17 protein-coding genes and 2 tRNA genes are annotated in these 26837 nt (G+C 40.9%); 4 read left to right on the top strand and 15 right to left on the bottom strand.

All coding sequences use genetic code 11. The annotated features are described in order from the left end of the window. The first annotated feature begins 461 nt into the window (after nucleotides 1–461). The 3 genes from RMY27_RS19830 to RMY27_RS19820 all read left to right on the top strand — a co-directional run bounded on the left by RMY27_RS19830 (nucleotide 462) and on the right by RMY27_RS19820 (nucleotide 3698). Entirely contained in the window at nucleotides 462–2798 is a 2337-nt protein-coding gene (locus RMY27_RS19830) for a peptidoglycan DD-metalloendopeptidase family protein (protein ID WP_322666070.1), read from the top strand. A 162-nt stretch (nucleotides 2799–2960) separates the two neighbouring features. Further along, nucleotides 2961–3034: transfer RNA gene (locus RMY27_RS19825), tRNA-Met, on the top strand. Between the two features lie 591 nt (nucleotides 3035–3625). Beyond that, nucleotides 3626–3698 (top strand) — tRNA-Ala (locus RMY27_RS19820). Between the two features lie 191 nt (nucleotides 3699–3889). Here the strand turns inward: RMY27_RS19820 and RMY27_RS19815 are convergent. The 15 genes from RMY27_RS19815 to RMY27_RS19745 all read right to left on the bottom strand — a co-directional run bounded on the left by RMY27_RS19815 (nucleotide 3890) and on the right by RMY27_RS19745 (nucleotide 25586). After that, the gene (locus RMY27_RS19815) at nucleotides 3890–5251 is read right to left on the bottom strand and encodes a TniQ family protein (RefSeq protein ID WP_322666068.1); all 1362 of its coding nucleotides are present in this window, start codon (nucleotides 5249–5251) and stop codon (nucleotides 3890–3892) included. Nucleotides 5252–5378: 127 nt separating this feature from the next. After that, nucleotides 5379–6947, bottom strand: a complete 1569-nt coding sequence (locus tag RMY27_RS19810; RefSeq protein WP_322666066.1) for a TniQ family protein — start codon at nucleotides 6945–6947, stop codon at nucleotides 5379–5381. Beyond that, nucleotides 6937–8127 (bottom strand): ATP-binding protein, encoded by a 1191-nt coding sequence (locus RMY27_RS19805; RefSeq protein WP_322666064.1) that lies wholly within the window; start codon nucleotides 8125–8127, stop codon nucleotides 6937–6939. Before RMY27_RS19805 ends, RMY27_RS19810 begins: the two co-directional genes overlap by 11 nt. Before the next feature lie 2 nt (nucleotides 8128–8129). Continuing rightward, entirely contained in the window at nucleotides 8130–10850 is a 2721-nt protein-coding gene (locus RMY27_RS19800; protein ID WP_322666062.1) for a TnsA endonuclease N-terminal domain-containing protein, read from the bottom strand. A gap of 729 nt (nucleotides 10851–11579) precedes the next feature. Beyond that, nucleotides 11580–13538, bottom strand: coding sequence for a GmrSD restriction endonuclease domain-containing protein (locus RMY27_RS19795; RefSeq protein WP_322666060.1), 1959 nt, complete (start codon nucleotides 13536–13538; stop codon nucleotides 11580–11582). 100 nt (nucleotides 13539–13638) lie between these two features. Then, nucleotides 13639–13953, bottom strand: coding sequence for a hypothetical protein (locus tag RMY27_RS19790; protein ID WP_114081968.1), 315 nt, complete (start codon nucleotides 13951–13953; stop codon nucleotides 13639–13641). Nucleotides 13954–14150: 197 nt separating this feature from the next. Next, a complete protein-coding gene (locus RMY27_RS19785; protein WP_322666058.1) occupies nucleotides 14151–14540 on the bottom strand; it encodes a hypothetical protein in 390 nt (129 codons plus the stop codon). Beyond that, nucleotides 14541–15941: a restriction endonuclease subunit S gene (locus RMY27_RS19780; RefSeq protein ID WP_322666056.1), complete on the bottom strand. Its 1401-nt coding sequence runs from the start codon at nucleotides 15939–15941 to the stop codon at nucleotides 14541–14543. Further along, nucleotides 15941–17713: a class I SAM-dependent DNA methyltransferase gene (locus RMY27_RS19775; RefSeq protein WP_322666054.1), complete on the bottom strand. Its 1773-nt coding sequence runs from the start codon at nucleotides 17711–17713 to the stop codon at nucleotides 15941–15943. The genes RMY27_RS19780 and RMY27_RS19775 overlap by 1 nt, the downstream gene beginning before the upstream one ends. A gap of 15 nt (nucleotides 17714–17728) precedes the next feature. Next, nucleotides 17729–18673 (bottom strand): hypothetical protein, encoded by a 945-nt coding sequence (locus RMY27_RS19770; protein ID WP_322666052.1) that lies wholly within the window; start codon nucleotides 18671–18673, stop codon nucleotides 17729–17731. A 16-nt stretch (nucleotides 18674–18689) separates the two neighbouring features. Next, a complete protein-coding gene (locus RMY27_RS19765) occupies nucleotides 18690–21422 on the bottom strand; it encodes a DEAD/DEAH box helicase family protein (RefSeq protein WP_322666050.1) in 2733 nt (910 codons plus the stop codon). A gap of 82 nt (nucleotides 21423–21504) precedes the next feature. Next, nucleotides 21505–21921: a hypothetical protein gene (locus RMY27_RS19760; RefSeq protein ID WP_322666048.1), complete on the bottom strand. Its 417-nt coding sequence runs from the start codon at nucleotides 21919–21921 to the stop codon at nucleotides 21505–21507. 453 nt (nucleotides 21922–22374) lie between these two features. Next, nucleotides 22375–22725, bottom strand: coding sequence for a four helix bundle protein (locus RMY27_RS19755; protein ID WP_322666046.1), 351 nt, complete (start codon nucleotides 22723–22725; stop codon nucleotides 22375–22377). A 32-nt stretch (nucleotides 22726–22757) separates the two neighbouring features. Next, nucleotides 22758–24647 carry an ISL3 family transposase gene (locus RMY27_RS19750; RefSeq protein ID WP_322666043.1) on the bottom strand — a complete coding sequence of 630 codons (1890 nt, stop codon included), beginning with the start codon at nucleotides 24645–24647 and terminating at the stop codon, nucleotides 22758–22760. Between the two features lie 174 nt (nucleotides 24648–24821). Further along, nucleotides 24822–25586: a methyltransferase domain-containing protein gene (locus RMY27_RS19745; RefSeq protein WP_322666041.1), complete on the bottom strand. Its 765-nt coding sequence runs from the start codon at nucleotides 25584–25586 to the stop codon at nucleotides 24822–24824. A 163-nt stretch (nucleotides 25587–25749) separates the two neighbouring features. Here RMY27_RS19745 and hisC point away from each other — a divergent pair, with 163 nt between their 5' ends. Next, nucleotides 25750–26799, top strand: coding sequence for a histidinol-phosphate transaminase (gene hisC / locus RMY27_RS19740; protein ID WP_322666039.1), 1050 nt, complete (start codon nucleotides 25750–25752; stop codon nucleotides 26797–26799). Nucleotides 26800–26837: the final 38 nt, after the last annotated feature.

The following is a 26837-nucleotide window of genomic DNA, read 5'->3' as shown; positions in this document are numbered from 1 at the left end:
AGCCCAAAAGTAGCCGATAGTTAATACGGTTGTTTTTTAGGGAATAATCAACGTAAAGTCTCGTGTTGAGAAGACTGATGGGGTAGAAATATCTTGAAGATATCTACAGCAGGGGGCATAACTTTTCCAGAAGTCGCCGCAATTTAATTTTCAGCAGCGACTTGGACTTGGCAAATAAGTTTGTCCAGTCCCCGCAATTGACGCAAGACAAGGGCGGATAATGGTAAAGAGTAAAATCGTCCTAAGTGGTGTTAGGAGTGGTTCGGACAAGTAAACACAGCAAAATTTAAGTTTTGCTAACAAATGTGAACTTGTCTAAATCAGAGAAGCAGGTTAATCTTGCGTAAGCATCTCTGGTGAATGTGATCTTGATCTATCGTTTGTTGTGATCTAAATCATTTACTAGTATCCAACAGAAAAATTGAGGTCAGTTAAGCGCTAGTGATCATAGGAGGTCGTCTTTGAAACGAGCATTGAAAAAGAGAGTAAAAGCTGTGTTGAACAATACCCCCAGCAGCGATGATGCCCCGGTAGAACTGCTAAATGTGATGAATCCAAAAGTTAACAGCCGGGTGCGGACAAAAGCGGCGATGATTGGCTTGGCAATCTCTATGGGAGCAACCAGCCTTTTGGTGACTCGACAAAGCGATCAAGCCCAAGCAGCGGTGCCAGTAGGCAGCCAAAAGGCAACCTCAACTATTCCTGCTGTTCCTGACACCGAGGTGAAATTCGCCTCCACAAAGCTGGAGTCCCAAGCAGTCTCAGCAGCGAGCGTGCCGGAAAATCCTGTAATCGTGGAACCAACGGCAATCTCACAAGTGCCTGGGCTTGAAGCTAAATGGCAAGTCGCAGCAAGTGGAATATCTTTGCAAGTTCCTGCATCAAACACGTTTTCTAAAACAAACGCAGGTTATAAAAATTCCACCTACCTGAAGCCCCAAGTGGCACAGGGATTGAACAATACCTTAGCCGAAACTAGTTTTCCAACAGTCAATAATCTGTCTGACTATAGTGCTGATAGTGTTGATACTACAAACGCATTACTAACTGCCCAGCCACAAACAGTGGCAACGTCAACCGCAGTCAACAGTGAAATAAATGCACAACTTAAGGCGCAACAAGAGTTCGCACTAAATCGCTTACAAGAAAAATCGAACCGTTTAAGAAAGAGTCTGGCGCAGTTGCAGTCTGGAGAGACCAAAAATTTATCACAAGCTGATATAGCATTGGTGCAGCCGACAACTGTGGTTGAGAAGACTGCATTACCATCCCAGTTAGACACTTCTAGCGATGCAAGCCAAGCGAACCTAATATCGAGGTTAAAACAGAAGACACAGACAAGTGCATCTGTACCAGCGGCGCCAATAATGATTGCCTCCTCGGCACATACAGCTTACGAAGTTAAACCTGGAGATACACTAGCAGCGATCGCCAGCAGATACAACACTTCAGTATCAGAACTAGTTAAGGCAAATAACCTCAATAATCCCAATGAACTGCGAATTAGTCAAAAACTAGTTATTCCTGCTGTTCAAACTCCTGCTGTTCAAACTCCTGCTGTTCAAATTCCTGCTGTTCAAGTTGACGCAACTGTAGCGAGTCAGCCCACTTTTGTAGAGTCTAGCAAAACTCCAAAGGTAGCTAGCTCACCTTTGAATATTGGCAGCGCTAACTCATATCTACCTAGTTCACCATCACCAACTATTGCCGACAACAGTAGCGTTACCGTCCCTACACCGGTAACTGTACAGATTCAGGCAAATAGTGCGACCGACTTAGAAACTGCCCCCCCTACAGCTAAGTCTTATGGCGTCGGTGGTGACATTCCAGTGCCACAAGCTTTTGCCGAAATTCAACAGCCTAAGACACCAGCAAATAGGGTAGCAAGAGGAAACAATAACAATAATGACCGTTTGCGGGGCTTACAAGCGGAAATCCAGAGGTTACAGCAGAAATATCGCGCTCAACAGTCTGGTAATTTAGTTGTGCCAGCAGCAGCGATTGAAGCAAATAATGCTGCTATGGTTACTCCTATTTCTACGCCCAATAATTTCAGTGAACCTAACCCTGCATCTAGGCCCAATAGTGTAGCAATACCAATTCCAGTTCCAACACCGATTCGGGCTAACTATAGCGTTCAGCCAATTAAGCCCCAATTCCGTACTACTGTACGGCCTGCCGAAGCAGTAAACCCAGAATTTTTGCCTAATCTAGGTTCTGCTAGCCAGTGGACTCCCTCTCGGACTCAATCTGCCACAAGGGTGGCAACGCCTTCTAGAAAAGTAAATGCCTCTGACTCTTTAGGAAAGATGCGAGGAACCACAGTTTCTCCACAGGTCTTACCGCCTTTGGCAGCAGTGGATCAATATCTTCCCAGACCCATTGACGAACTTACACCTCCTCCATCTTCCTCAACATTAGCTTACACCTGGCCAGCAAAGGGAACCCTGACTTCTGGCTATGGTTGGCGCTGGGGTAGAATGCACAAAGGAATTGACGTTGCTAACTCCACTGGCACGCCAGTTGTCGCTTCAGCTGAGGGGACGATACTAAAAGCTGGCTGGAACAATGGTGGCTACGGCAACCTCGTCGAAATCCGCCATCCTGATGGCAGCACGACTCGCTATGCTCATAACAGCAAGATTCTGGTGCAACCTGGTCAGGCAGTAAATCAGGGAGAAACAATTGCTTTAATGGGTAGCACTGGTCACAGTACTGGACCACACACCCACTTTGAAATCCATCCATCAGGCAAGGGTGCTGTTAACCCAATAGCTATGTTACCGGAACGCATATAATTGGCTGTCTGTAACTAAATTATTGCCTTGTTAGTTGAGGGAGTTTCCTCCCTCTTCTGTTTTCTGTTACCTCAATAGGCATGAAAGTTCTAACAAAATTACAAAAAAGGCTAGTCTTGAGCAAATTTCCATGCTATATTAATTAATGATTTTGAAAAACATGGCTCAGTAGCTCAGTTGGTTAGAGCACGGGACTCATAAGCCTGGGGTCGTTGGTTCAACTCCGACCTGAGCCACTTTAAAAAGTAAGACTAAATAAGGGTTTTGTACATTGGTGGTCATGAAAGCTGAATCTTTGTTTTAACTCTCCTTTGACTATCCAATGACTATCCAAAATAGTCATTAAATTACCATGAAAGTTGGTATAAAAGTATTTAAAGGTTATTTTAGATTAAGATTTCCTAGAATTTTATTGAATGGAAATCAGAAATATAGCCGTAGTCACACAGATTAGGACAGTGTTGATTGCTCAAAGTCTTGAAAAAACTGGATTTTTACTCAGTACTCAGCACTCAGCTATACTTATCATTAAATTTAGCTGACACTGTTGAGAACAGAGTGGCGCTTTTGATATTCTGCCATTTCTGCAAAGGATGTAAAACATCGCTGGCATTGTCTGTTTATCCATAAAGTCAGAATAGGAAAGGGTTTTTCACAGACAGTGCATTTTGATAACAAGCGTAACTGATGGCGATCGCATCCACATAACTTACATAACTTAATATAGGTGTCTTGACTTAAATTACATAAACTTGCATAATAATAAAGCTAATAGAATTTATAAAACTAATTAGTAAGCTTTTTAAGCTTATCTAAATAGTATTTTTGGGGTTATAGCGCAGTTGGTAGCGCACCTCAATGGCATTGAGGGGGTCAGCGGTTCGAATCCGCTTAGCTCCACTATTAAAACATAGCTACTCAAAACCTGTTTTGTGAGTGGAACGATAACTTTGCCGCAATGGCAAGCTTATGCTTCCAATTTAATTCGGCAAAGTTATGCTTCCAATTTTTTCGCTTCCTTTCCGACTCAGATGAAACGGAGTAAAGGTAGAGAAAGACAATGAATTTTGCTCAAATTCTACCTCTTGATTCTAAAGACCAAGTTCTTGCCTTATTTGGTTTAGAGCAGCACGCACTTTTTTATACCGGAAGAAGCCTGGTCTAGACATCAGTGCTGAAACACGAGCCTCAGTCGGATATTCATCCTGATTATGAAGCTTAACCGTAATTTGTCGTATTTCCTTGCAGCATTCCTCTATTGTTTGTAGATAGTCAGTTTTCCTATAATTGAGGTATCTGGTAGAAATAGCAGTACATAGATGTCGAAAGTGCTTGCAAATGGTTCTTCTGTCGTAATTGAGACGCCTAGCCACCTCTTCCATTGATGGTGGTGGAGACTCGTCACTCATTATTATTGCTTTCAGGTCTTGTTCGACTCGATTAGTATCAAATACCTTACTCGTTGCTCTTGCTTTGGTTGCCACTTGAGATGGTGGTAGTCGCATGGTCTCAAGAGAACTTGCAGACTCTACTCCTTGTGTTAAAAAATCTAATACTGATATTTTCAGGCAGTAGCAAATTTGTAAAAGTGATCTGATTGAAGGTATACTCTCTCCTTTGCACCAAAGCCATAATGTATTTCTAGGAATTTGAAGCTGACGGGCAAACGCGGCTATATTACCTTTAGTGACTTGGTTTGCGTAAGCACATAGAGCTTTAGCGATGCTGTCTTTTGATAAAGGAAAATTTAAAGACGGAGCATGGGCAAGCAACTCTCCAATAGCAAATGCCATCCAAATTTCAAATTCTAGGTTAGCTTCAGATGAAACTTTGCGATCGCAAAGTTCTAGGTCTATTTGCAACCCAAGCCACTCCCCACATTTGGAGCAGTATCCTGGTCGCGATCGCCAAGCCAGGGTGTAATTTGTCTGGCAGCAATGAAGACACTTTTGGCTCAAATTTTGCTTGTGATGCGTACAGACTTTCACTACATCCAGTGACCAAAGTAAAGGTTCGTAAACTACTTGACTGGTTGTGTACCATTCCTCATAACAAGCTGGACACCAAGATCGAGTAGAACGGAGTAGATTCCTAGACGTTAGTAGTTCAGACCAAGTTAGCAATGTCAAAAACTGAAGATCAGTGCGTAGAGTCAAGGTTTGGATAGTTTTACTTAAGTCAGCAGCCATGACACCTGTACCATTTAGTGCCCCCGTAAAATTCGAGATTTTATGTAAATTTGTACTTCCATAAGCCTTATTAAGAATTGGGGTAAGTTCTCTTTCCATTAAAACTCCTGGAAATAGGCAGTGAGCCTCAGCCAATCGAGCAAGGTAGCTAGTCAAACTTTCTATTAACGGTGTCCCTATACCAAAAGGTTCTATTTGGTATAGACGACTACGCGGTGGCATTAAAGGTAGCCTCAAATCCCAAGATTCATATATAGTTAGCAAGCTTACTCCTAAACTTCTTCATCCTGACTCAAATTCGCATCAGCCATACTGATACTGTGTGTAAAAATGTCTGGGTTTATGTAATTTTCGCGGTTTCCCTGCACTTGTTGTTTTCTGAACAGTGACCTCATTCTTCCCAACCGAGTTCACGTCGCACTTCGCGTACTGCTGCAAAAACCTGTTTCTGTAATATCGATCCGGGCTTTTTGAGAAGTACTGAAATCCTGCTAGCAGTGGGTTCTACACCTTCCAAATGAAGCTGAAGCGCAACCTGTCGAACTTCCTGACTCTGTTTTTTAACCCGTTCTGTTCGGCGTTCTTGGACATAACTAGCGTATCGTACTGAAATTGCACTACATAATTCTGGGAAATTATTGGGTAGGCTATGTACAGATTTTTTACCCAAACGTCTGGCAACCTCTTTCATAGATGGTGGTGGGTACTCTTGACTTTTGAGTACTGCTTCTAATTCCGACTGCATCTTTTTTAGGCGTTTAGCAACTTGATAATCAGCATGCCGTGCTATTATATCAGGGCATAAATCTTGAGCATGATAGTAAAAAACGGTAGTTCGCTTATAGCCAAGACGTCGAGCAATTTCTGCCAGAGATGGCGGAGGGTTTTCGATCAGAGCAGCGTCTAATTCAAGCTTTATTTGTTCTGAGTTTTTGTAACTACTTCTTGTCTTCCTGTTGGTTTGATTCCGATTTCGTATGATTATGGTGCAATGATCTGTATTAATGGCATCTGTAGTGAGAAAGTCCAGCAGTGATGTTCCCAAATAAAAACAAATTTGCAAAAGTGTGTTGATTATCGGTAAGTATTTTCCAATGCACCATCTATGGGTTTGAACTATACCCATACCTAGATTTTGAGCAAATAGAGTTATATTGCCATTTGTAAGGACATTGACATAAGCAAAAAGCATTTTGCTAATTTTTCCTTTGGGCGGTGGAGATAAATTCTGTGTAGCGGAAACTAAATTTCCAAGGTTCTCTGTAACCCACATCTGCCACTTCAGTTCATTTTCTGTAAGTTTGATATTATTATCTGCTGAATCAGAATGTGGAGAAATGCCAAGCCACTCTCCACATTCTGAACAGTAACCCGGTCTTGAACTCCAAGCCAACAGCCTATTTTCTTTATGACAGTATGGGCAGTGAGTACAGAGATATTGATAATGATATGGACATATCGTCACATCATTTAGTGACCAGAGAAGTGGCTCATAAATGATCTGTTCAGTTGAACGCCAATTTTCATAGCAGCTTGGACACCAAGCCTTTACAGAACGAAGTAGGTTTTGTAAAGGAATTACTTCTATCCAGGTGAGCATTGTCAGAAAACGCAGGTCATTACGCAAAGTTAATGATTCAAGCCCTTGAATAGCTCTTACAGCCCCTTTGCTCACTCCGTTCAGAGCTTTTGCCGTACCACGATCAAAGATTTGCTCCCAGCGTTTATCTTTACTATTAAAGATATATCCTTCCTTAATAAATGGTCCTAGTTCGCTCAAGACTAATATTCCTGTAGGTACACAATGCTCTTGCGCTAATCGAGCAATATAGCCTGTTAGGCTTTCCACATAAGGTGTTCCGACTCCAATCGGTTCCAATGCGTATAAACGGCTGTGAGATGGAATACTTGCTTTTTCTAGATCCCAAGACTCGTAAGTAATAAGTTTGTCAACTAGCATTTGGCTCTACTCCTCCTACTGGATCTCGTTTAGGGTTACGCTTACCTACATTCTTTTTTCGCCCCGGTGATTTTGAAACTTTCTCTTGTAGATCGTTTGCGTTATTAGATAAAGAATTGTTCAATTCAATAGGTAATTCTTCAGTAAGTCCAAGAGATTGATAGAGTTGTTTATGCTTTTCTGCACCTTCTGTGAGTTGCTTTTCACCCTCTTGAATTTCTTTTAACATTGTTTGAAGTTGAGCAACTGACCAAGCTCTTTGCTTTAAATGTTTTAGAGTTAATGTCTTGGCTCCCTCATCTAATGAAACTTTGAGGGCACGCGTTAGCCAGTCTTTAAGAATACCTATGCAACCAAGGCTACCTGCATAGCAGTATTCCCAAAGTGCCAATAAGTCTGGCTCTTCTTCCACCGGTAGATGGCGCTGAAAAGTCAGCAGAACACTCATGAAAACTTCAACATCATCGCTAATTCCAGCTTGATATCGTGGAAAATGAATGTCTACAGTGCGTCTGCTCAACTGAGCGCTTAAATTGCGGAACATCAATAGTTCATATGTGCCAAATAGTACATGCTGAACTCCTGTTAAATTTGCAAGAGACTTTAAACAGTCCAGATTGTCTTGGAGTCGACGACCGCTAGCCATTTTTTGCATATGCTGCGCCTCATCAATTAGAAAAGCTTTTGGGCGACGGTATTTTAAAGCATTCTCAAAGGCTAGGCGTAGTTCTGGTGAAGTAATTTTTGGGTCAATAGTGAATTCCCCTTGATTATTACGACGAACGCCCCGTGAGCCATAATGCACTTTGTAATCAATTAGTGGTTCTTCTAATGAAATCAAAGAACGGGTGAAATAATCTTTCCAATTGAATTGAGTAGATTCTGTTCCAACAGCTTCAACACTAACTACTGGAATGTGACATCGGTCAGTTTCTAGCGTAGGTAATGCTTGCTTGATCAACATCTGCTCAACTCTTAGGCGCATTGTTGTTTTACCAATACCGCTTGGACCATAAACGAAGATGAAAGATGCTCCCGCAGGCTCTTGTATAGTACGTATAACTCTGTCTGTTGCTTCGATAAGGTGTGGATGCGCCGCTCTGTAAGATAGAAAATAGGCAAGCTTATCTTCTTGCGTTTTTTCAAGAAGCGATCGCGGAAAGGAAGCTGAAATTGACATAATTAATACTCCGAATAAATTTCAAGCTTGTTCACATTGACGCTTATATTCTCCGGCGACGGAGGCTCCCAATTCTTGGACTCTTTGGTATCACTACTTTCCTTTTCTTCCGATTGACCGAAAGGAATGCGGTTTGGTAAACCACTCTCAATCACGCGAAACACGTTTTTCACTTGAGAATCACGCAAACGCTGTTCTAATAAAACCTCCTCAGCTTCCACAGTTGATAAAAAACTCGCTAAGTGTTTGGCTCTTACGTTGAACTGTTTTGCATGGTTTTGGTGACGTTTGCGTAATTCAGCAGTAGCTATCTCAATTTCTTTTTCTGAGCGTCCCTTGAAGATTGAATACTGTTCACTAATACATTCAACCCACTGGCCCTGAACATAGGCATAGGCAATGCCTGCATCAAATGGGTCATATCTAACATCGACGTATGTCTTTTGGATTTCTGGGTCACGAAAGGCGTTAGACCAGTAGTGAATGTGACGGATTTGCAAGCCCTGACTCGGATCTACCTTGGCTTTTCCTTTATCTGTAGTTGGCATTGTCAAAAGTTTAAAGTTTTGTCCATAAGAGATCATGCGATGAGAACGAATCCCGAACTGTGCCATTCCATCTGTATATGCCTCCCGTGGAGTTTGTCCTAGTGCAGGATGTTCTCTGGTGTCATATATTTCATAAGCCCATTCGCATAGATAATGGTAAAAAAGATCAAGTGTCCAAAGCGCGAGGTTTTTAGGATTAACTGATTTAGTCATCAGCCTGACTTTCTTTGTTATCTGTGTATTGCCTGCAAGGTTGTAGACTAACTGTGTCATTGCAGTGCCAAACAAACGCTCCCCAACAGCATTGAACCGAGCTTTTGATGGCGGACGATACTTTAAAGTATGGTCACACAGTGCTATTAAAGTCTGATAATAAGTGCTATGAAACTCCGGCCCGTTATCACTTACAATAATCTGTGGCAGGCGACCGTAACGTTGTACGCAAATCCGCAGAACCATCATGCAAGACCGATAGGAAGGTGGATCAAACGTTATATAAACAGCAAGTATTCTTCTGGTGTAGGCATCGACTAGAAACGTTATCCAAGCTGTGCCAAGTACCTTTGCTGTGCGTGAACACCGTAGCTTAATATCTACTGGTGTGTGGTCAATGTGACCAATCTCAAAAGGGCGATCGCCGTGGCGAGGTGTTGTTAACTCTAACTCCCAATAAAAAGCTTCCTGCGAGTAGGCAGATCGAGAACCAGAGCGCTTCACCGTTTGCTCATAACCCGAACGCATCTTGATTTCTTTGATAAACGTTTTGTAGCTAGGAATTAGATCCTCTGGAACACCAGCACAAGACAGAGTTTCGATAAAAGCACCATATACCTCTGATTTGCGCTTTTGTTTATGGGTTTCGTACTCATCCTCAATAAACTTTTGCATCAGTTGTATGGTCGGTTCGGGCAATTTGCGATTCTGGTTACCCTTCACGTTGTTGAAAGATAGAAGCCCAATGTAACCGTAGCCATATTTTTGCTGGGCTTGTAGATATTTAGCTTTCCAATATCGGAAGGTACGCTTAGGTATTTTATTGTCTTCTATTGGTTGTCCTTTTAGCCACGGCTCGATAATGCTGTAGCGGAAGTTAGCATCTTTTAAATCTTGCTCACTTGCTTTCAGTAATATCTCCTTGATCTCATTGCTTAAATTGCATTCGACCTTATTCCTAAAACCTGTTATCTTCCCTTCCCGAACCAAATTCTCGAAGGTAGTTAATGCTAATTCAACTGCTTGGCTCTCTTTTGTATGCAGTAAAACAGATGTTTCTCCCACCAAAACTATTGTCAAGATATTGCCGTCATAAATTACTGATGAGCCAGGAATAATATCAATGACTGGAGAACTGATGTCGTTGGCGGTTGTCTGAGTAAGAATTATCGACCTGTAAGCAAAAGCCGTCTGTTCATTCCGAAAAACAAAGCAGCGTTCTGGCTCAACTAAGGGAGCGGCAGTTAAATCTACATAAATCTGATCGGTGGCAATCAGAGAATAGATGTCATCAGGAGTAGTTCCCTCAGCAAGATGAAGCAATGCAGCTAGTGTTATTCCTGGCTGCGCTGATATAACCGATAAGACAGCTAAAATGGCAGACTTTTCTACTAAAGGGCACTCAGCATGATAATAGTCTTCTAAAAAGTTCAGATTACGTTGTAAAACCCAATTTATCTCTGCATCTGACCAAACGCAGAAAAAAAATCCGAATTGTTTAGCATAATGTTCTCCTGGTGCGGTGTGCCACTGATTGTCTTCACCCAATGCGTAACGATTGCGGCTTTCTTCAGCAAGTTTTTGCAGTTTACTTTCAGTTTTGCACTCTACCCATCCAACTGAATTATTTTTGAGTACAAAAAAGTCTGGTGTGTAGAAGAAGCTTAAATTTCTCCCATTATTGGCTTGATAACTAATCTTGATAGGAGGTGGTTGGTCATAGTACTCTAAAACCTCATCGTCATACTCCAATTGATAGATATAGGGAAGTTCAACTTTGTGAGACTCAAACTGTATAGTCACTCCCATCTTGTGGCTGGGGTAGCGCCCAGCAACATTCTTTTTACCTCCACCTACCAGGCGCGATGGTTGGGATGAGCGAATTTGTTCTACAACCTTTATGGCCGCCTCAGTAAGATTTTGACGGTGGCACCAAAGTTCAAACTCTTCTTGGATGAGCATTGTAAACCTTATTAGTTTATTGTGTGAAAATTGTGCTTTTGTCGATCAGTAAGTTTCTATAAACAAATTTACGAGGTTCTACCGTTAACCTTATGCTAAGGCACTAAAATCAAGCTTTTATAGGGAAAATAAAAGCCTCACAAGCTAATCAAAATAAAAGATAAAGTTTATTAAACTTTTGTATTACTTCTTAAAAAAGACAAAAGGAGTGATAGACCTATTTGCTAATGCATTCAATTAGATTTAGGCTCTTACTTTAAATCCAAAGCTAAAACCTATGAGATAAGTTGGACACATTTTATTGAGGAATAGACTATTTGTTTATGAATACCCTATTTATTTATAAGTAAAAATTAGCATGAAAAAATCACAATTTACTTTCGATTTAAAAAAGTTTATATTTAATACTACAAAATGCTACAAAGCAATTTTATTATTCTAAATATCAATCACAAGCTCTGTAATAACAGCTTTGTATTTATACTACAAATAGTAAGACTGGTGGATATTATTCATACTGTTCATATAGTTAATACTGTTTATATTATTCATACTGTTCATATAGTTAATACTGTTAATACTGTTTATACGATTTATATTATTAATATAGTTAATAATATTTAGATAAATTAAAATCAATCTGCTTTTTTGCCAAACCCTTATTAATATTTACAGTGTTATTTAAGCCATTGGAATTAACTTAATTGGGAGCTAATAAAGGGAAAACTACTATATATAGTTAGTGAAAAGAATTTCATAATTCAGTTTGTTGATACATCCGTTCTGATACTTACTGCCTAAATCTTCCAAAGATTCCCAGTGTAAAGGCTTACCCATTCCCTTTCCGATTAACTCTAATAAAGCCTTTGTGCGTGCTTGGAAAAATCCTTCAAAGTCGTCTTGTCGTAAAGTTTCTGGGTCTATGGCATGAGAGCGCAATATTTCATTTAGTCTCTGCGGTGATACACCGGATATTTCAAGTTCTTGAAGGTAAATGGAAGGTGCTTTGCTACCAATCTTTTTGTTAGTTTTGGCGCTCAGAGGGGTGCGGTTAATTAAGCAGTTATATTTTTTGGGGTCGATGCCTTGCTTTCTGCACCAGGCGACAGGAAAAATATGATGTGAGTCAATCTGTTCTTCAAAATAAAGCACATCATTGATTTCTTCACCTGTAATTAAATCAATGGCTCCAGATAGTCGCAGCAGTGCTGATAAACCTTGGTAAACTGCTCCATAGCGCTTTCTTACGGTCAGCAATCGCTCTGGGGAGAAATTTGCTTCGCGAATTGTGGATGGGAGTGAACCCCCTTCTTGCAACCACTGTGGTATTTCCACAACATCTCGTCCTGTGCGGGTTTCGTGCCAACCTGTATACATCTCACTGAACAGCCCACACCAAAACCAACGTTCCAGCATGGAACGAGACTTAACAGAACGCGAACGTTCTCCTAAAATAGTCAAAATTGCCGCCAAGGCTACTAGTTGAATGGGATAAGCCAAATCAATTGCGTCAAAAATTTTCTGCCCATGCAGGAATCTGGCTGCTTCCTCAAATCCTGCGGTAACTTTATCAGCCCAGGTTGAGTATTCTGGGATGGAAAGTTTTAAAACATCTGCACGACCGCAGGAGACACCAGGCAATTTGTCTAGATTACCTCCTTTTTTTATTGCTTCCATTCTCCGCATGTAGCCAGCTACCAAGGTTACGGCTTGTACAAAGTCAGTGTTACGGACTAAACGTAATACTTTAAATTGCTGAAAACGAGCTTCCCGCAGTTTCCAGTCGTCTCTTAGGCTGAAGTCATTGGCGCAGTAGCTAGAACTCATTAAGTCGAAGTAGTTGAGGTCACAGCCGGAGGTGTTGGTATCTTCAAATACTTGGCAAACTGCTTCTTTGGGTAAGGAGTCCCGTAGTTGGATTACTGGTATTTGATAATGCTCAAATTTTTTGAGTACTTCTAGTTCTAAAGTGTCGATGAGTTCGAGTTTTTGAGCATCATATTGCCAATATTTGGAATATTTACTTCTCCACTCCGAAAAGAAGAAGATTTTTGATAATGGGAATAGTCCGGCTTCATACTCATTTTCTGGGGTGGAACAGTCTATAATTTCTCCACCAAATGTTCGGAGTTGTTTTGATTCTGGGAAAGCGATAATGGCACTGCGGCGGTCGATGTTATGGTCAAGGGATTTGGCAATATCAAGGTAGTACCATTTTTTTATCAGCTTTTGGCTTTTTTGATCTTTAATGACAACGGGTTGCTCTGACAGCAAAACCATGAATGAAGTGGTTAGGCGTTGCTGACCGTCGAGAATTAACAGGCTGGGATTATCATACTTTGGCTCTTTGACGTTATCGATGAGGCGAGGTTTAAATTGCACTTGTAGGTTACTTTGCTGAAGCATCATGACTGCGCCAATGGGGTATGCAAGGGAGATACTGGCAAGTAGGCTACGCACACGAGCATCATCCCAAACCCAATCTCGTTGAAAATCTGGCAGTTGAATACGTCCCGTTTTTATATCTTTTAAAATATCGAGTAAAGGATATTTAGTGATGTCAAATGTGCTGATAGAATGCATTTGCTGTTCTGAGGTTATTATTCTTTGCTCACATACTGCTGCTAGTGCAGATAAATTAGATTTATTTTGTGAATTACGAGCAATTTTAGGATGAGATAATGTCACTTGTTTTCACGGTAATGAATACAGATATAAGACACAATAAAGCGCCTCATACAGTGTCAGCAAGAGGTTTTATCACGAGTTACTCGTAAATCACGAACAGTTAGTTAGTAAGAAAGTTGGGTGGCAAAATTATTTGTTGGCTGATAACTAGTTGTTTAAATTGATTGAGTAAATCAGCCTGTCGTAGCAGGAAAGGAATGTAATGGGGTCGTCTGTCGAAGTTAGTTCCCCAGTCTTTGATGGTGTGAGGACTTAACCCTGTGGCTTGTGCCAGAGCATTGATACAAGCTTTGCGATAACCTCTGGCTGGGTCAATATCTACCCACTTACGACAGTATTCCATTGGCTCCAAAGGCAGCTGACGGATAGCATCAATCCTCTGCTCTTCTGGATTAGGGGAAAGTCTCACAAACATCTGGGGCTGGTAATGGATGGGCAAGTACCAGATGAAGGCTTGAGTAATTTGATCTTGGCTATTGCCTACTGTTAATTTGTTGATTCAAAAGTGAAGGCAACTGCTGTTGTACTCAAGCGGCAGTCTAATACAACAGTCTACAGATTAAGAAATCTCTGCCTACAATACTAGTCTTTTAGTCGGAAATTCCGATTAAATTATTTTTGCGGATAATCAGGGGGCAAGACGATTTTCCTGATCTGGTTAAGCATATCCGCCATTCTAAGAACATGTAGAACGTGATCTGGTCGCCTCTCAAAGTTAGGGCCCCAGTCATTAATTGTACGTGGACTTAAGCCTGTGGCCTCGGCTAGAGCCGTCACACAAGCTTTACGATAACCACGTTCATCTGAAGGTACTTCAACCCATCGCTGACAGTATTCTAGTGGCTCCAAAGGTAGTCTACTGAGTACGTCGATTATATATTGGGTTGAAATAGTAACGCTGTCTATCACCTTTTTTGGATGTGCTTGGAGTATAAGTCGGAGTTCACGACTATTGTATAAGATTTTCCCAAAGGTTATCGGAGTTGCGAATCTCCACGCCATCTATTCCAACCCTGGCAAGGTTAGTTGAACTGCTTCTGTTTCTTGCTGGTTGACTTTGGTATGGACATATTCAGCAACTTCAACTGTAGATTTTGGTTTTGGCTGTCGTACGGGAATCTCTTGGGAGAAAACGGATACAGTTTCATCATTGAAGTCAGAAGATGTCAGTTCACCTCGAAAAGCTTGATGCAGCATGGTTTGAAATAAATGTTCTGCTTGGCGTTCGCCTTCTTGTTGTTGGGTGCGGAGGCGTTCAAATTTTTGGATGATTTGGGCGAATTTTTCTTGGAGATAAAGAGGGGGAAGAAGAATTTTAATTTCTAAAGCCTTGTCTTTACTAAAGAAGCCAATAGTAGATATTCCTGCTAGTTGAAAGAAAAAATCTTCGCCAAGCATTATCAAGCTGATAGCTAAAAATAAATGATTTACTAAGCTGGATTTTGCTACTAAACCATAAAATTGTTGATTGGCATAAACTTCTCTTGTAGTAACCGCTACTTTACCTAAGCTTCCTGCACAACTTAAAAGTACGGTTTTAGCTGGCATTAAGCGATTACCAACTTCTGCCGCATCCTCATGTGTAAGTAAGTTTTTTGCAGAATTAATAAACAATCCATTTAAATCTGGTAATGTAATCCAAGGAACATTCCCACAGAAATGTTTAGCTTTATCTCTTGTAGGTACTATAATATCTGCTATTTCTCTAATAGAAAGTTGCTTCCATTTCTTTGGATTAGTAAATGGATTGCCAATCATTTCCAAAAATACAGATTGTAGGAAGGTGTCGCTGAGTTGTCGGGCGTAGCGGCGGGTGCGCCGCAGGCGATCGCATTTTCCCAAGATTGCTGAAATCCTTTTTTGTTCTGCTAAAGGCGGAAGAGGAATTGGGATAGAAGTAAATACTGGTGTCCTTACATGAATTTGAGTACTGCCTACTGCAATTGTACGTACAAATTTACGATAATCATAAGTATTAGATAGCCAGACAAGATACTCAGGTATTACAAGCTTTGTATTAACTAAAAAAGCATAGGCACCTTGAGCAAGTATGTACTCTGGATATGGGGATGAGTAGAGTGTACTGATTAAACCTATTGAAGGGCCAGAAGGAATTAAATCTCTTAAAGTAACAGTTGTATATTCTCTACTAATAACTGATTTTGAATATTTTTTAACGAAATCACGATGTGTAAATGCTTTCTTTTTCGGGTCTATTTCAATTTCTCCAAATGGCTTAATAGCTCCCTTATGGAGAACCGGAAAACCTTTATCAAGAAAATCTTCTGGTTCTAGAGGGGAACCACCGCGTAAATCGTAGATTAATTCATTTAGTTCCACTAATTTCCAATTTTCTGGAAAATTAGTAACCTGCCTAAACTGGTCAAATAATTCTTTTGCCATTAATCAGAACTTACCCAAGTCATTAATTCTTGAACTTCTTCGGCCATCACTTCCTCTAATTTAAATAACCTTTCAAGTGTTACTTGCGGCAAATCATAAAACGCCTCATTCTGCTCAACTTGACGATAACGACTCGCTGACAGATCATATTTATTCCCCTTCACCTGCGCCTTATTCACCCAAAACTGACGATTTAGTTGATTAATTTCCCCTTGCAACGGAGTCATTTGTTCATGTAATTGTGCCAGTTTTTGCCTATCCGCTTCCAAAGCAATGCGCGTTGGCTCATCATCTGCGGGTGCAACGGCATTTTCAAACGTTAAGCGATTAATTTCCTTGTGCAGTTGCAAACGTTCCACTTTCAAAGGCGCAATTTGCATCTTTAACTCAGCTAACCGTTCCTTTTTTTGAGTTGTGAAATCAGCATCAAATCGATGCCGCCAACAATTCAGAATATCAGGAATATCGTTCTCAGCTACAGGTTGCCGCTTGTCATCCAGAGAAAAGCCATCATGCTCCATATCGTAGAACCAAATGCGGTCAGTCGTTCCCCCGCGAGTAAAAAGCAGCACCGCCGTAGACACACCCGCATAAGGTTTAAACACACCGCTTGGCATCGACACCACCCCATCAAGGCGATTTTCTTCGATAATCTTCTTGCGAATTTCAACATGCGCCTTACTGGAACCAAACAGCACCCCATCCGGGACAATTACCGCACATCTGCCACCCATATCCAAGACGCGCAGAATTAGGTGCAAAAATAGCAATTCTGATTTTTTACTTTTACCCGCCAAAGTCGGATGAGCATCACCCGGATCAACTGCTCCCTTAAAAGGCGGATTCATCAATACTAAATCCAGGGTTTGTTTATCATCAAAATATTTAGAAAGGGTATCCTTATAAAAGAACCGGGGATGCTCAATGCCATGCAGCATCAAATTCATAGAACCGATGCGTAACATCGTCATTCCAGAATCATTATCGTATGCAGTCAAAGCCTGAGTTTGTAAAAATTCCGCCTCTTCAGGAGAGAGCATATCCCCAACTAGCTGCTTTTGTCCTTTGTCGTCATACAATATTTCTGGACTGGTGTGTTTTTCCAAAATATATTGATAAGCATTTACTGGAAACCCACAAGTACCCGCAGCTAAATCGCCAATTCTATCAGTGGGTTTAGGTTCCACCATTTCCACCATCATCTGGATAATATGGCGGGGTGTTCTGAACTGTCCATTTCTACCGGGAATACCCAGCTTTGATAATAAATACTCATACAAATCCCCCTGTATATCCTGATTTTGTTCCGAGATTTTCATCTCATCAATGGCTTTGCAGGCTTCAATTAATAGACTTGATTTATTAATTTTAAATTCCGCAGTTTGCATATACTGACTGAAGGAACTTTTATTTTTATTGGCTTCTTCCTGAATTTCCGAGTTATCTATTTCATTGGTTTCTTCCTGATTTTCAGGATTCCCCATTTCTTTCAACCAGGGGAAAACCTTATTTTTGATATGGCTTAAAGCATTATCAGCCTTCATCTGTGTCCAATGTCGCCAACGCATTTCTAGGGGGATTTGTGGCTGATAATTCTCTTGTTTACGGCGCTTGGCTTGGCGTTCTCTTAAATCTTCAGCTTCGTCTAAGCGTTTGAGGAAGAGTAGAAATGAGAATTGCTCGATAGCATCCATTGGATTGGATAAGCCACCAGTCCATAGCTTATCCCAGAGTTGATCTACTTTTGATTTTAGATTGGTGTCAGTGAGCATATTTTAATTAGTATCTTATTGTTGAAATTTATTCTCACAGTATTCTTTTAATGTATTAATAATCTGCTTACAAGTTTCAGATGATTCCTTAAAATAGTCAATATCAAGCCCTAAAAAATTAGTCTCATTAGATGAAAATTTTAATTGATTGCCTGTGTCTACTTTCTTAAGTTCTTCTATTTTATGATTATACTCCTGATTGCCAACCCATCCGCTATGTACGCCTGCATTACGCCGTAAACACATTTCACAATAAGTTAACTTTTCTAAACGGATTAGCTTTTCATCTTCTAAATATGAAACAAGATTATTAAGATATGCCAATGGTTTTCCATGCATTAAAGTCCTTACATGATTAGTAATTTGGCTATCTATTAATTCAACAATATTTTCATTTTCGCCTAATTCTAAAAAATTAAATACGTCATTGTAATTTATCGAAATTTTTTTACTTTCTACTTTTTCTGGATAAGCTTGTAAAATTAATAATAAAAATTGTGAAAAATAATCATCTAGAGTAGCTATTATAGTAATAAAAAATTGATGATAAATAAAAGTAAATAATTTCAAATTATACTCATTTTGTATAAAAAAATCATCAAAAGTTTCGATTCTGTTACCAAATTCGTCCATCAAATAATTAGGATCATTAAGATGACCAAATTCTTCTGGTATTAATTCACTTGCTTCCAATGCTATACTTTGCATTGAAAGTTTTTGAAATTGTTCCACCTCTTCACTGCTGTATTCGATCATCCTACGCTTATTTAAATTGCTTACAAACTCTTTAGTTACTATCTTCATATCTGATTCTGTTCTGCATATATTCTGCTCAATAAAGTAGCAAGATTGAGCTATAGCGTCTAAAATATTAGTTTTTTGCTCAGATAAAATTTGAATATTCTTAATTAATTCTTTTCGACGTAGATTCAATGTATCTTTCAATTGATTTTTAACCATGACAATAATTAAATAATTAAGCTGCTAACAGTTCTATAAACCCTAATAAATTATCAACCTCACCATCAGAAAATAGTTTTTCAACCGCATTCATCCCAAACCTTGCCAAAGTACCCTCATACAAATCAGCTACTTCTAACCTACGTTTTTGTAAAAATACACTCTGCACCGCCCGCAAGAAATTAATTTGATTGGCATTATACTGGCGTAGACTAATAAATTCATCAAACTGACGCTTAACTACTTCCTCATAATCAGGAATCGCATCTAATTCCAGCAGATACCTTAAAAATGCTAAAAAACTAGCCTTCTTCAACCCATAAGCTTTACGAATATTAGACTCCGAAAGCTGAATATTACCACCACCCAAACCTTGACGCAAAGTGCGCTCTAACTCAATCAGTTGCATATCCGTTACTGCTTCACCTTGGCGAATAGCGTTGATAGTAGAATGGTTCTCAATAATTGCTGTGATTTTTTCCTCAACTCTTTTTTTGTACTCCTCCACATATACTTGCTCACCACCCTCACCGACAGAGATGAAACCACGGGTTTCGACAAAATCAGGCAAGTCTAATTCTAAAAAAATACTGGGGCGTTGCCGTCGATTCTTCATCTGTTCAGCTAAAGCAGCAATCACCTGATTCAATTCAGCCGCCGTTGCATTTTTCAACCGAGACGACAGACACAACTTCACCGCACCTTGCTTTTGGGTGTCCTGATGCACAAAATCTGGTAAGCGACTTATATCTTCAGCAATGGATTGTAAAGTATTTGGTGTTGCCCCTTCCGTCTGAATTTCCATTTTCAAACGCTCAACCTTGCTAGTAAAGGTTGCTGCTGCTACATCTACCCCTGGAACAAACCGCAGCAGTGGAGCAACTTTTAGCCGGAGAAATTTCAATTTATTTTGAGTGATGTAACTCCAGAATGAATCTGTCCAAGCTTCCTCAATTTGATTCAGTTGCTTTTTAACAGTAAAAGCATCTGTGGGAATTTCTGTAATTTGTTGGCGCAAGCTGGCAATTACTGCTTGACAATCTGGTGATACTTGCTCAAACAAATACAACTCCAGTAAATCCAAGCGTGTGTTAAAAATCCTTTGGAGTACGGGAATAGTTTGCGCCACTGCTTCTTGTGGCTTCGCCTCAAATTCGTTTTCCCAAAAGTCGATAATCAAAAACTCTTGCTTGGTGCGATTTGGCAACCACTCCAAATGTCTACAAGCCTCTTGGCTGCGAGTTCCCCGTCCAATCATCTGCCAGAGTTTAATCTGGGACTGTACAGGTTTCATAAACACCAGATTCATTACCTCTGGTATGTCTACTCCGGTGTCTAACATATCCACAGAAATAGCAATTCGAGGCATATCTTCATGTTTGAATCTGCCTGTCAGCTTTCCCTTGTATTCAGTTTTGTGAGTAATTACCCGTACCAAATCCGAATACTGTGGATACATTTCTTCAAACACCTCACACAGCCGCAAAGCGTGATCTTGAGTCAGTGCAAAGACAATTGTCTTCGCTGGTAGTTGTCCAGACTCATCTTTATGACAAACATCCAGAATTTCTTCCCACTGCTTTCGCAGAGTATCTCTATTACTGACAGTCTTCTCTAAATCTGTACCTGAATAATCTAAATCATCAGGGTCAAGACCTTGTTCTATTAAAGCATTGCGGTCTTCTTCACTGAGAGTTGCCCCTTTAATTCCCTCTTTTTGAAATTTGGTCTGGGCTTGATATGGACTAAAGTCTACTAAATACTTCTCATTAACTGCTTTTTTATATTCGTAGAGAAATGTTGGCGTACCATCAAAGCGATGAAAGGTGTTAAAAGTATTACGATCAACAAAACTTGCTGGAGTCGCTGTCAGCCCTATCATCCGCCCATCAAAGTATTCCATTACCTCCTGAAAACGGTTAAAAATTGACCGATGGGCTTCATCAAAAATAATCAGGTCAAAAAAAGCTGGGGTAAATTGTTGATAACATCGTGCCAAAGTTTGTAGGGTTACAGTGTAAAGCCTTTTGGTTTTATCGATGTTGTGGGTGAAAATGCGATCGCACGGCTCATGAGGGATATGTGGCTTAAAACCATCGGTCAAAGCTTGGTCTACCAAATTATCACGGTCGGCAACAAATAATACCTTACGGCTTTGGTTCGCCTGGAGAAACAGGTCAATAATTGCCATTGTGGTGCGTGTCTTCCCTGTCCCCGTCGCCATGATCAACAAAGCGCGGCGCTGACCCTCATCAAATGTTTCACATACTCGCCGAATTGCCTCTTGTTGATAGCTTCTACCCGCGATTAGGGTATTAATTGGCACTACATTCAACGGAATTTTATTCTGGCGGATGTAGAGTAAATTTTCTAAATCTGCTGGCGAGAAGAAGCCAGCCACTTGTCTTTTAGCAGAATTTCCTACATCCCAAAAATAAAATTCTCGCCCATTCGTCATAAATGCAAAAGGGCGAAAATTTTGATGCTTCTCTATTTCTGTAACGTAATGCTCTACCTGTGTTTGAGCAATACGTGGATCGTGACTTTGTCGTTTGGCCTCAACTACAGCTATTACTTCACCATTAGCCTGATACAAGCAATAGTCAGTGATACCGTTCCAAGGTTCGGCATCATAGCCATCCACTGGAATCTCGAACCCTACCTGGTTGGGGTCTTTCAGGTTCCATCCTGCTAGTTCTAAAGCTGGGTCTATTAATTCGGTTCTGGTGAAGGCTTCGCTTGAGGACATCAAAGTATATTTTAGAACTTTACTTATATTAGTGTTCCCAAGTGCGATCGCCAAATAGAGCTACCTAGAAAAAGCTGTATATTTATTCCGGCGTCTTTATTTTTATAGATTTATCTTTCAAACCTTCTTCAACCATCTTTTTAGTGTCTAGTGACCAGTTTTTACCAGACTGTCCTCCCATGAGAGACCAGCGAATCCAACCTACAGAGGGTTTTTCAGGGTTGTACCACCCAGGATCGTCCATGTCTGGTTTGAATTTTTCAAAAAAATCCACCATTGTATTAATATCTTCAAGGGTCAGAGGTTTTTCGTGTGCGATCGCTTCAGCTAAAGTCAAATTTCTACCGCCGCCGAACTTTTTATGTAATGCAACTCCGCGTAATGCTGCCATACTTGCTATTGATGGCGCTATGAGTTTAAGTTCTCTGACTTCACTTTCGGCAGCTAATAGAGATAAATGGAACATTATAAGTTGAGCTTGAAAAAGTAATGTATTCATTTTTCTTAACCGTAATTTTGGAGGTTTAAAGGAAGCGTTAAATTTCTAACCTCTAAACTACCAAATGCTAGAAAGTATTAGCATTGTCTTATGTAAACTACTTGTAGGTGATGCAACCCTCTAGAATAAGTGTGACTTGCGGCAAGCTTATGCTTCCAAATTCGGTTTCCGGCAAAGTTATGCTTCTAATGGCTAAAATATGAATGCGATCGCCCAACGATAGAATAATTATCACAGCTTTGTTAACGGCAAAGTTATGCTTCCAATGGCGGCAAAGTTATCATTCCACTCACATGTTTATGTGACTTGAAGCAGAAGTTGGACAGGTTGTGCAACTTTAACTTCTAAATCAAGCAAGATTATGGGTTCTTGGCAACTTTTGGTGATCTCGGTTGGGGGAAGGCAGAGGGCAGAAGGCAGGAGGCAGAAGTCGGAAGGGTAGAAGTAATAAATTCAAGCTTTGAGTTTGTTTAAGCTAGCAACTAATATACTTTGCATTTCCTCGACCTCATTCAATAGGGGAGTGAAAAGGTTTTTGTCAGCTAAATCTACTTCTTTAGCAATGATTAATTGTGTATCGAGTTCTCTCAAAGAGCCTAAAGCAATATGTAAAAACTGTACATATTCTTGCTTTGAACGTCTTCCATATCCTTCGGCTATATTGGATGCTACAGATACAGAAGAACGTCGGATTTGGCTGGTTAAACCATACAATTCTGACTGAGGAAATAGGCGGGTAAATTTATAACAATTGATAGCAAGTTGAACCGCCCTTTGCCAGATAAACTGATTTCTATAACTCATATAATCAAGTGTAAATTGTCAAAGTTTTCTCCTCAAATAGCCAACAAAAACCGTCGCTCCAGTAAATCTATTTTGGCGCGACCATACATCTGCCGCTTTAACATTTTCAGTCGATTAATATGTCCTTCAACGGGGCCATTGCTGACTGACATAGTTACACCTGCTTTCACAGCATCGTAGTCAGACTCTAAACTAACAGCAAAGGAGCGCAACAAAGAAACAGAGCTGTTTTTAGCTGTGTTTAACCAAGCATCGAGCTGCTCAGGTAGACGTTGACGTACAAGAGATGCAAACTGTTGAGCTAGTTCAATAACTGATTTCAAATCAGAATGGGCTGTTTGTAGTTGAGCGATGATTTCACGCTCATTAGGCTGTATAAATTCTGGTCGTCGCAAGACTAAAGCTGTGACGCGACTGGGGGTGAGAGGACGATGGGAGGAAGAACTCACCCTGGGGGACGCGTTTTTCTTTGAACACTTTGCTGGCTCAAATCCGCGCAAGGTCTTGAGATAACGAGTGAAGCGAGCGACCGTGGCATAACCACCGATATAGCCGCAGGTGCGAATTTCTTCAAACAGTTCTTGGGTGTTGTGGTTCCCGCTATTCCAGCGACTGAGGAGGTAATCATGATAAGGGTTGAGAAGACTCAGACCGTGGTCGCTACGTTCACGACGTTCGGTAAAAGTTGAGCTACGCAAGTAATTGAATACGGTAGTTTTAGAAACTCCAAGGGATTGAGCGATTGCTAGTCCTGAGAGGCCAATAGTCCGCAGTCTCCAAACTTGCTCATGGATTTCCCTCCGTCTATCCCGTGCTTTGGCGGATTGAACCTTTCTTTTTAAAGATGTGTTTTGGGGAAACCTTGGCACAACTGGACTCTTATTAGTCTCAGCAATCATGGAAAGGTTATCGGGGAAAGGCAGAGAGCAGACGGCAGACGGCAGAATGTTGGTTTGAGGGTTTTCCTGTGCAGTCAATCCGTCTGTATTCTCTGCCAAAAAGGGTTTAACATCCCCAGACTCGTTTTGAATTTCAGTGGTCTGCAATTGGGTGGAGTATGTATCCTCATCCAATTCCCGAATGCCCTCAATTAGTGATGTTTCCACCTCTAAATGCACTTTAGTATCAGTACTAAATACTTGTTTTTCCACTTCTTTAAGTACTTTGGTATTCATACCAAAGACTTGATAGAGCGTTTGAGATAAGTTCTGCAATAAGTGAAAACGGTCTGCAACTTGAATAGCTTCTGGCGCGCCTTGACGAATACCACTTTCATAAGTTTTTGACCGATCTCGTGAGACGACTTTGACACCAGGGTGCGCTTTTAACCATTCTGTCAAGGTTTCAGCCTTTGCATCTTTTAGTAGAGCAATTGGTCGGCTGCGTTCGAGGTCAATTAGTGCTGTCCCGTAAGTTTTACATTTACGAAAGCAGAAGTCGTCTACCCCAAGAGTATGTGGCGTTACGATTGGTGGCAGTGGGATTGAGCGGACTAAATTTAACAGTGTGTTGCGAGAAACTTTTATCCCCCATTGCTGTAAGAGTCTTTCCCCTGCTGCACCACCATTAGCTAAACCAATCACACTCAGTCGTTGAGCTAAACGTAGAGTTCTTCTAGCCCAAGGTGTGGTTACATTGGTCAGCCTTTGTGTAAAAATGCGCCGTTTACACAACCTATTGATGCAAAAAAACTTCCTTACCCGTAACTGTAAGGTAATGCTGTAATCAGCCCAGGGTAAGTCTGCTAATAAGCGTTCATAGCGACTATGAATTTTTTGAGTTGGGTGGTTACAAACTGGACAGTTAACTACTCTACTGATTGCCGAAACAATCAAATTTATCTGAGTTTTTATTTTGTCAAGTTGGCAATTCTCAAGTCTCAGATTGCTTGAATCTGGTAATAGGTGAGTTAGCACCGACATAGAACTTGCTGAGGCTTATACCTCAAATGTTTGAAGGAGTGAAGTTTGAAGTATCTCGATTATATCTTTCTGACTTCTGCCTTCTGCCCTCTGCCCTCTGCCTTCCCCCAACCGAGATCACCAAAAGCTGACAAGAACCAGATTATGCTTAAAATCACAACTAGCTTCAGTTTCTTAAATACGCCCCCACATTAAGATGCGCTTGTAGGGAAAAAAGAACGGGCGCTCATCCTCTAACAACTCGAATAGCTTCTGCTGATAGCGTTCCACAAATCGCTCATAGGTTTGGGCATCCAATTGGGACTCATAAGCCGTTAGCAATGTCCCGCGATACCACTCTACTACGGCTTCTCGTGAGGGCAAGACATGCCCATAAATTTGCAGCTTGACTTCCTGGTTGACAAACCCCAATTTATAAAGCATTCGGGCGTATGTTTCTGGAGGAAGTACCTCTAAACGCCGCACATATCCTCTTAATTCTTGACTGAATTCCTGTGCAGTCTCAACTGCTATTTGATGCACTGGCTCATTATCCATCGTTGGTATTTGTACGGCAAGCTGCCCACCAGGTCGCAGTTTTGCCCGCAATTTCTCAAATAAAACCTCATGTCCCGTCAACCACTGCAATGCCGCATTAGAAAATACCACATCAAATTCTTCATCTCCTGGGTTTTCCTCAATCCGTCTTTGCTCAAACCGTAGTCCATTGCCTTGAAACTGACGCGCCTTTTCCAGCATTTTCTCAGAAGCATCTATCCCTAAAGTCTCCTGTGCTGCTAAGGTTTCATGCAGATATTTCGTTAACTTTCCAGTTCCACACCCTAAATCGAGAACTCGTAAGTTTTCTTGCCGATGTACCATGTCTACCAAGTCGTAGAATGGACGACTTCTTTCAGCTTGAAATCGTTCGTATAGTTCTGGATTCCATTTATCTAACATATTTTTACAATTAGTAATTCGTAATTTATAAAGCCCTATTTTCTGATGTAAGCGACAAAAAAACGATATCGTCAAAAATTGCGGGTTGAAATTTGCTTAAGATACGCCATAAGGTGTTGCAGCTACGCCCGTCGTAGACATCCCACCCAATTTACCATGCCCTATGACCAACTACTTTCGCTCTAATGTTGATGCAATGGCTAGCTATATTCCTGGTGAGCAGCCTCAACGTGGTACACAGATTATTAAACTTAACAGCAACGAGAATCCCTATCCTCCTTCTCCTGCGGCATTAGCTGTGCTACGAAATATTGATGGTGAGTGGTTGCGGCGGTATCCAGAACCTTTCGGGGGGGAGTTCCGGCAAGCTGCAAGTAAAGTGTTAGGAATTCCTAGTGATTGGATAATTGTCGGAAATGGCAGTGACGAATTGTTGAGTGTGGTGATTCGAGCCTGTGCTGAACCTGGGAAAAAGGTAGTTTATCCGATGCCTACTTACGTGCTATATCGCACATTAACAGAAATGCAAGCGGCGGAAATTATTGAGATTCCCTACAGCAAAGACTACAGCCTACCTTTGAAAGAATTAGTTGCTGCCGATGGGGCGGTGACATTTATTGCGTCGCCCAATAGTCCATCGGGGCATGTGGTGGCAACAAATCATTTGCGAAAATTAGCCAGCCAGTTATCTGGAGTTTTAGTGATTGATGAAGCATACATAGATTTTACCGAAGAGAATGCATTGGCTTTGGTTAAGGAATACGAAAACGTCATTGTGCTTCGGACACTATCTAAAGGGTACTCGTTGGCAGGATTGCGATTGGGCTTTGGGGTGGCGAATCCCAAACTGTTGCAGGGATTGTTTAAGGTTAAAGATAGCTATAACATTGATGCGATCGCTTGTGCAATTGGCACGGCTGCCATCACTGACCAAGCTTATAAAAATGCTTGTGTAGCCAAGATTAAAGCATCACGGACTAAGTTAGCAACAGACTTGAAACAATTAGGTTTTCATATCTGGGATTCTCAAGCTAACTTTTTGCTGGCACAGCCAAGAGAAGGAAACGCAGAATACCTTTATCAAAAACTCAAGGAACAGGGAATTTTAATCCGCTACTTCAAGCAGCCTGGATTAGATGATAAATTACGCATCACTGTTGGGACAGATGATCAAAATCAGGCTTTAGTAGAGGCATTAAGTAGGTGGGCGTAAATATTTGTCGTTGGGATAAGGCACGAAGCATGAGCCAG

Origin of the sequence: Nostoc sp. DedQUE09 (assembly GCF_034530915.1) — a bacterium.
GTDB lineage: Bacteria > Cyanobacteriota > Cyanobacteriia > Cyanobacteriales > Nostocaceae > Nostoc.
Note: the sequence above shows the minus strand (reverse complement) of the source record. Positions and strands in the feature narration are given on the sequence as shown.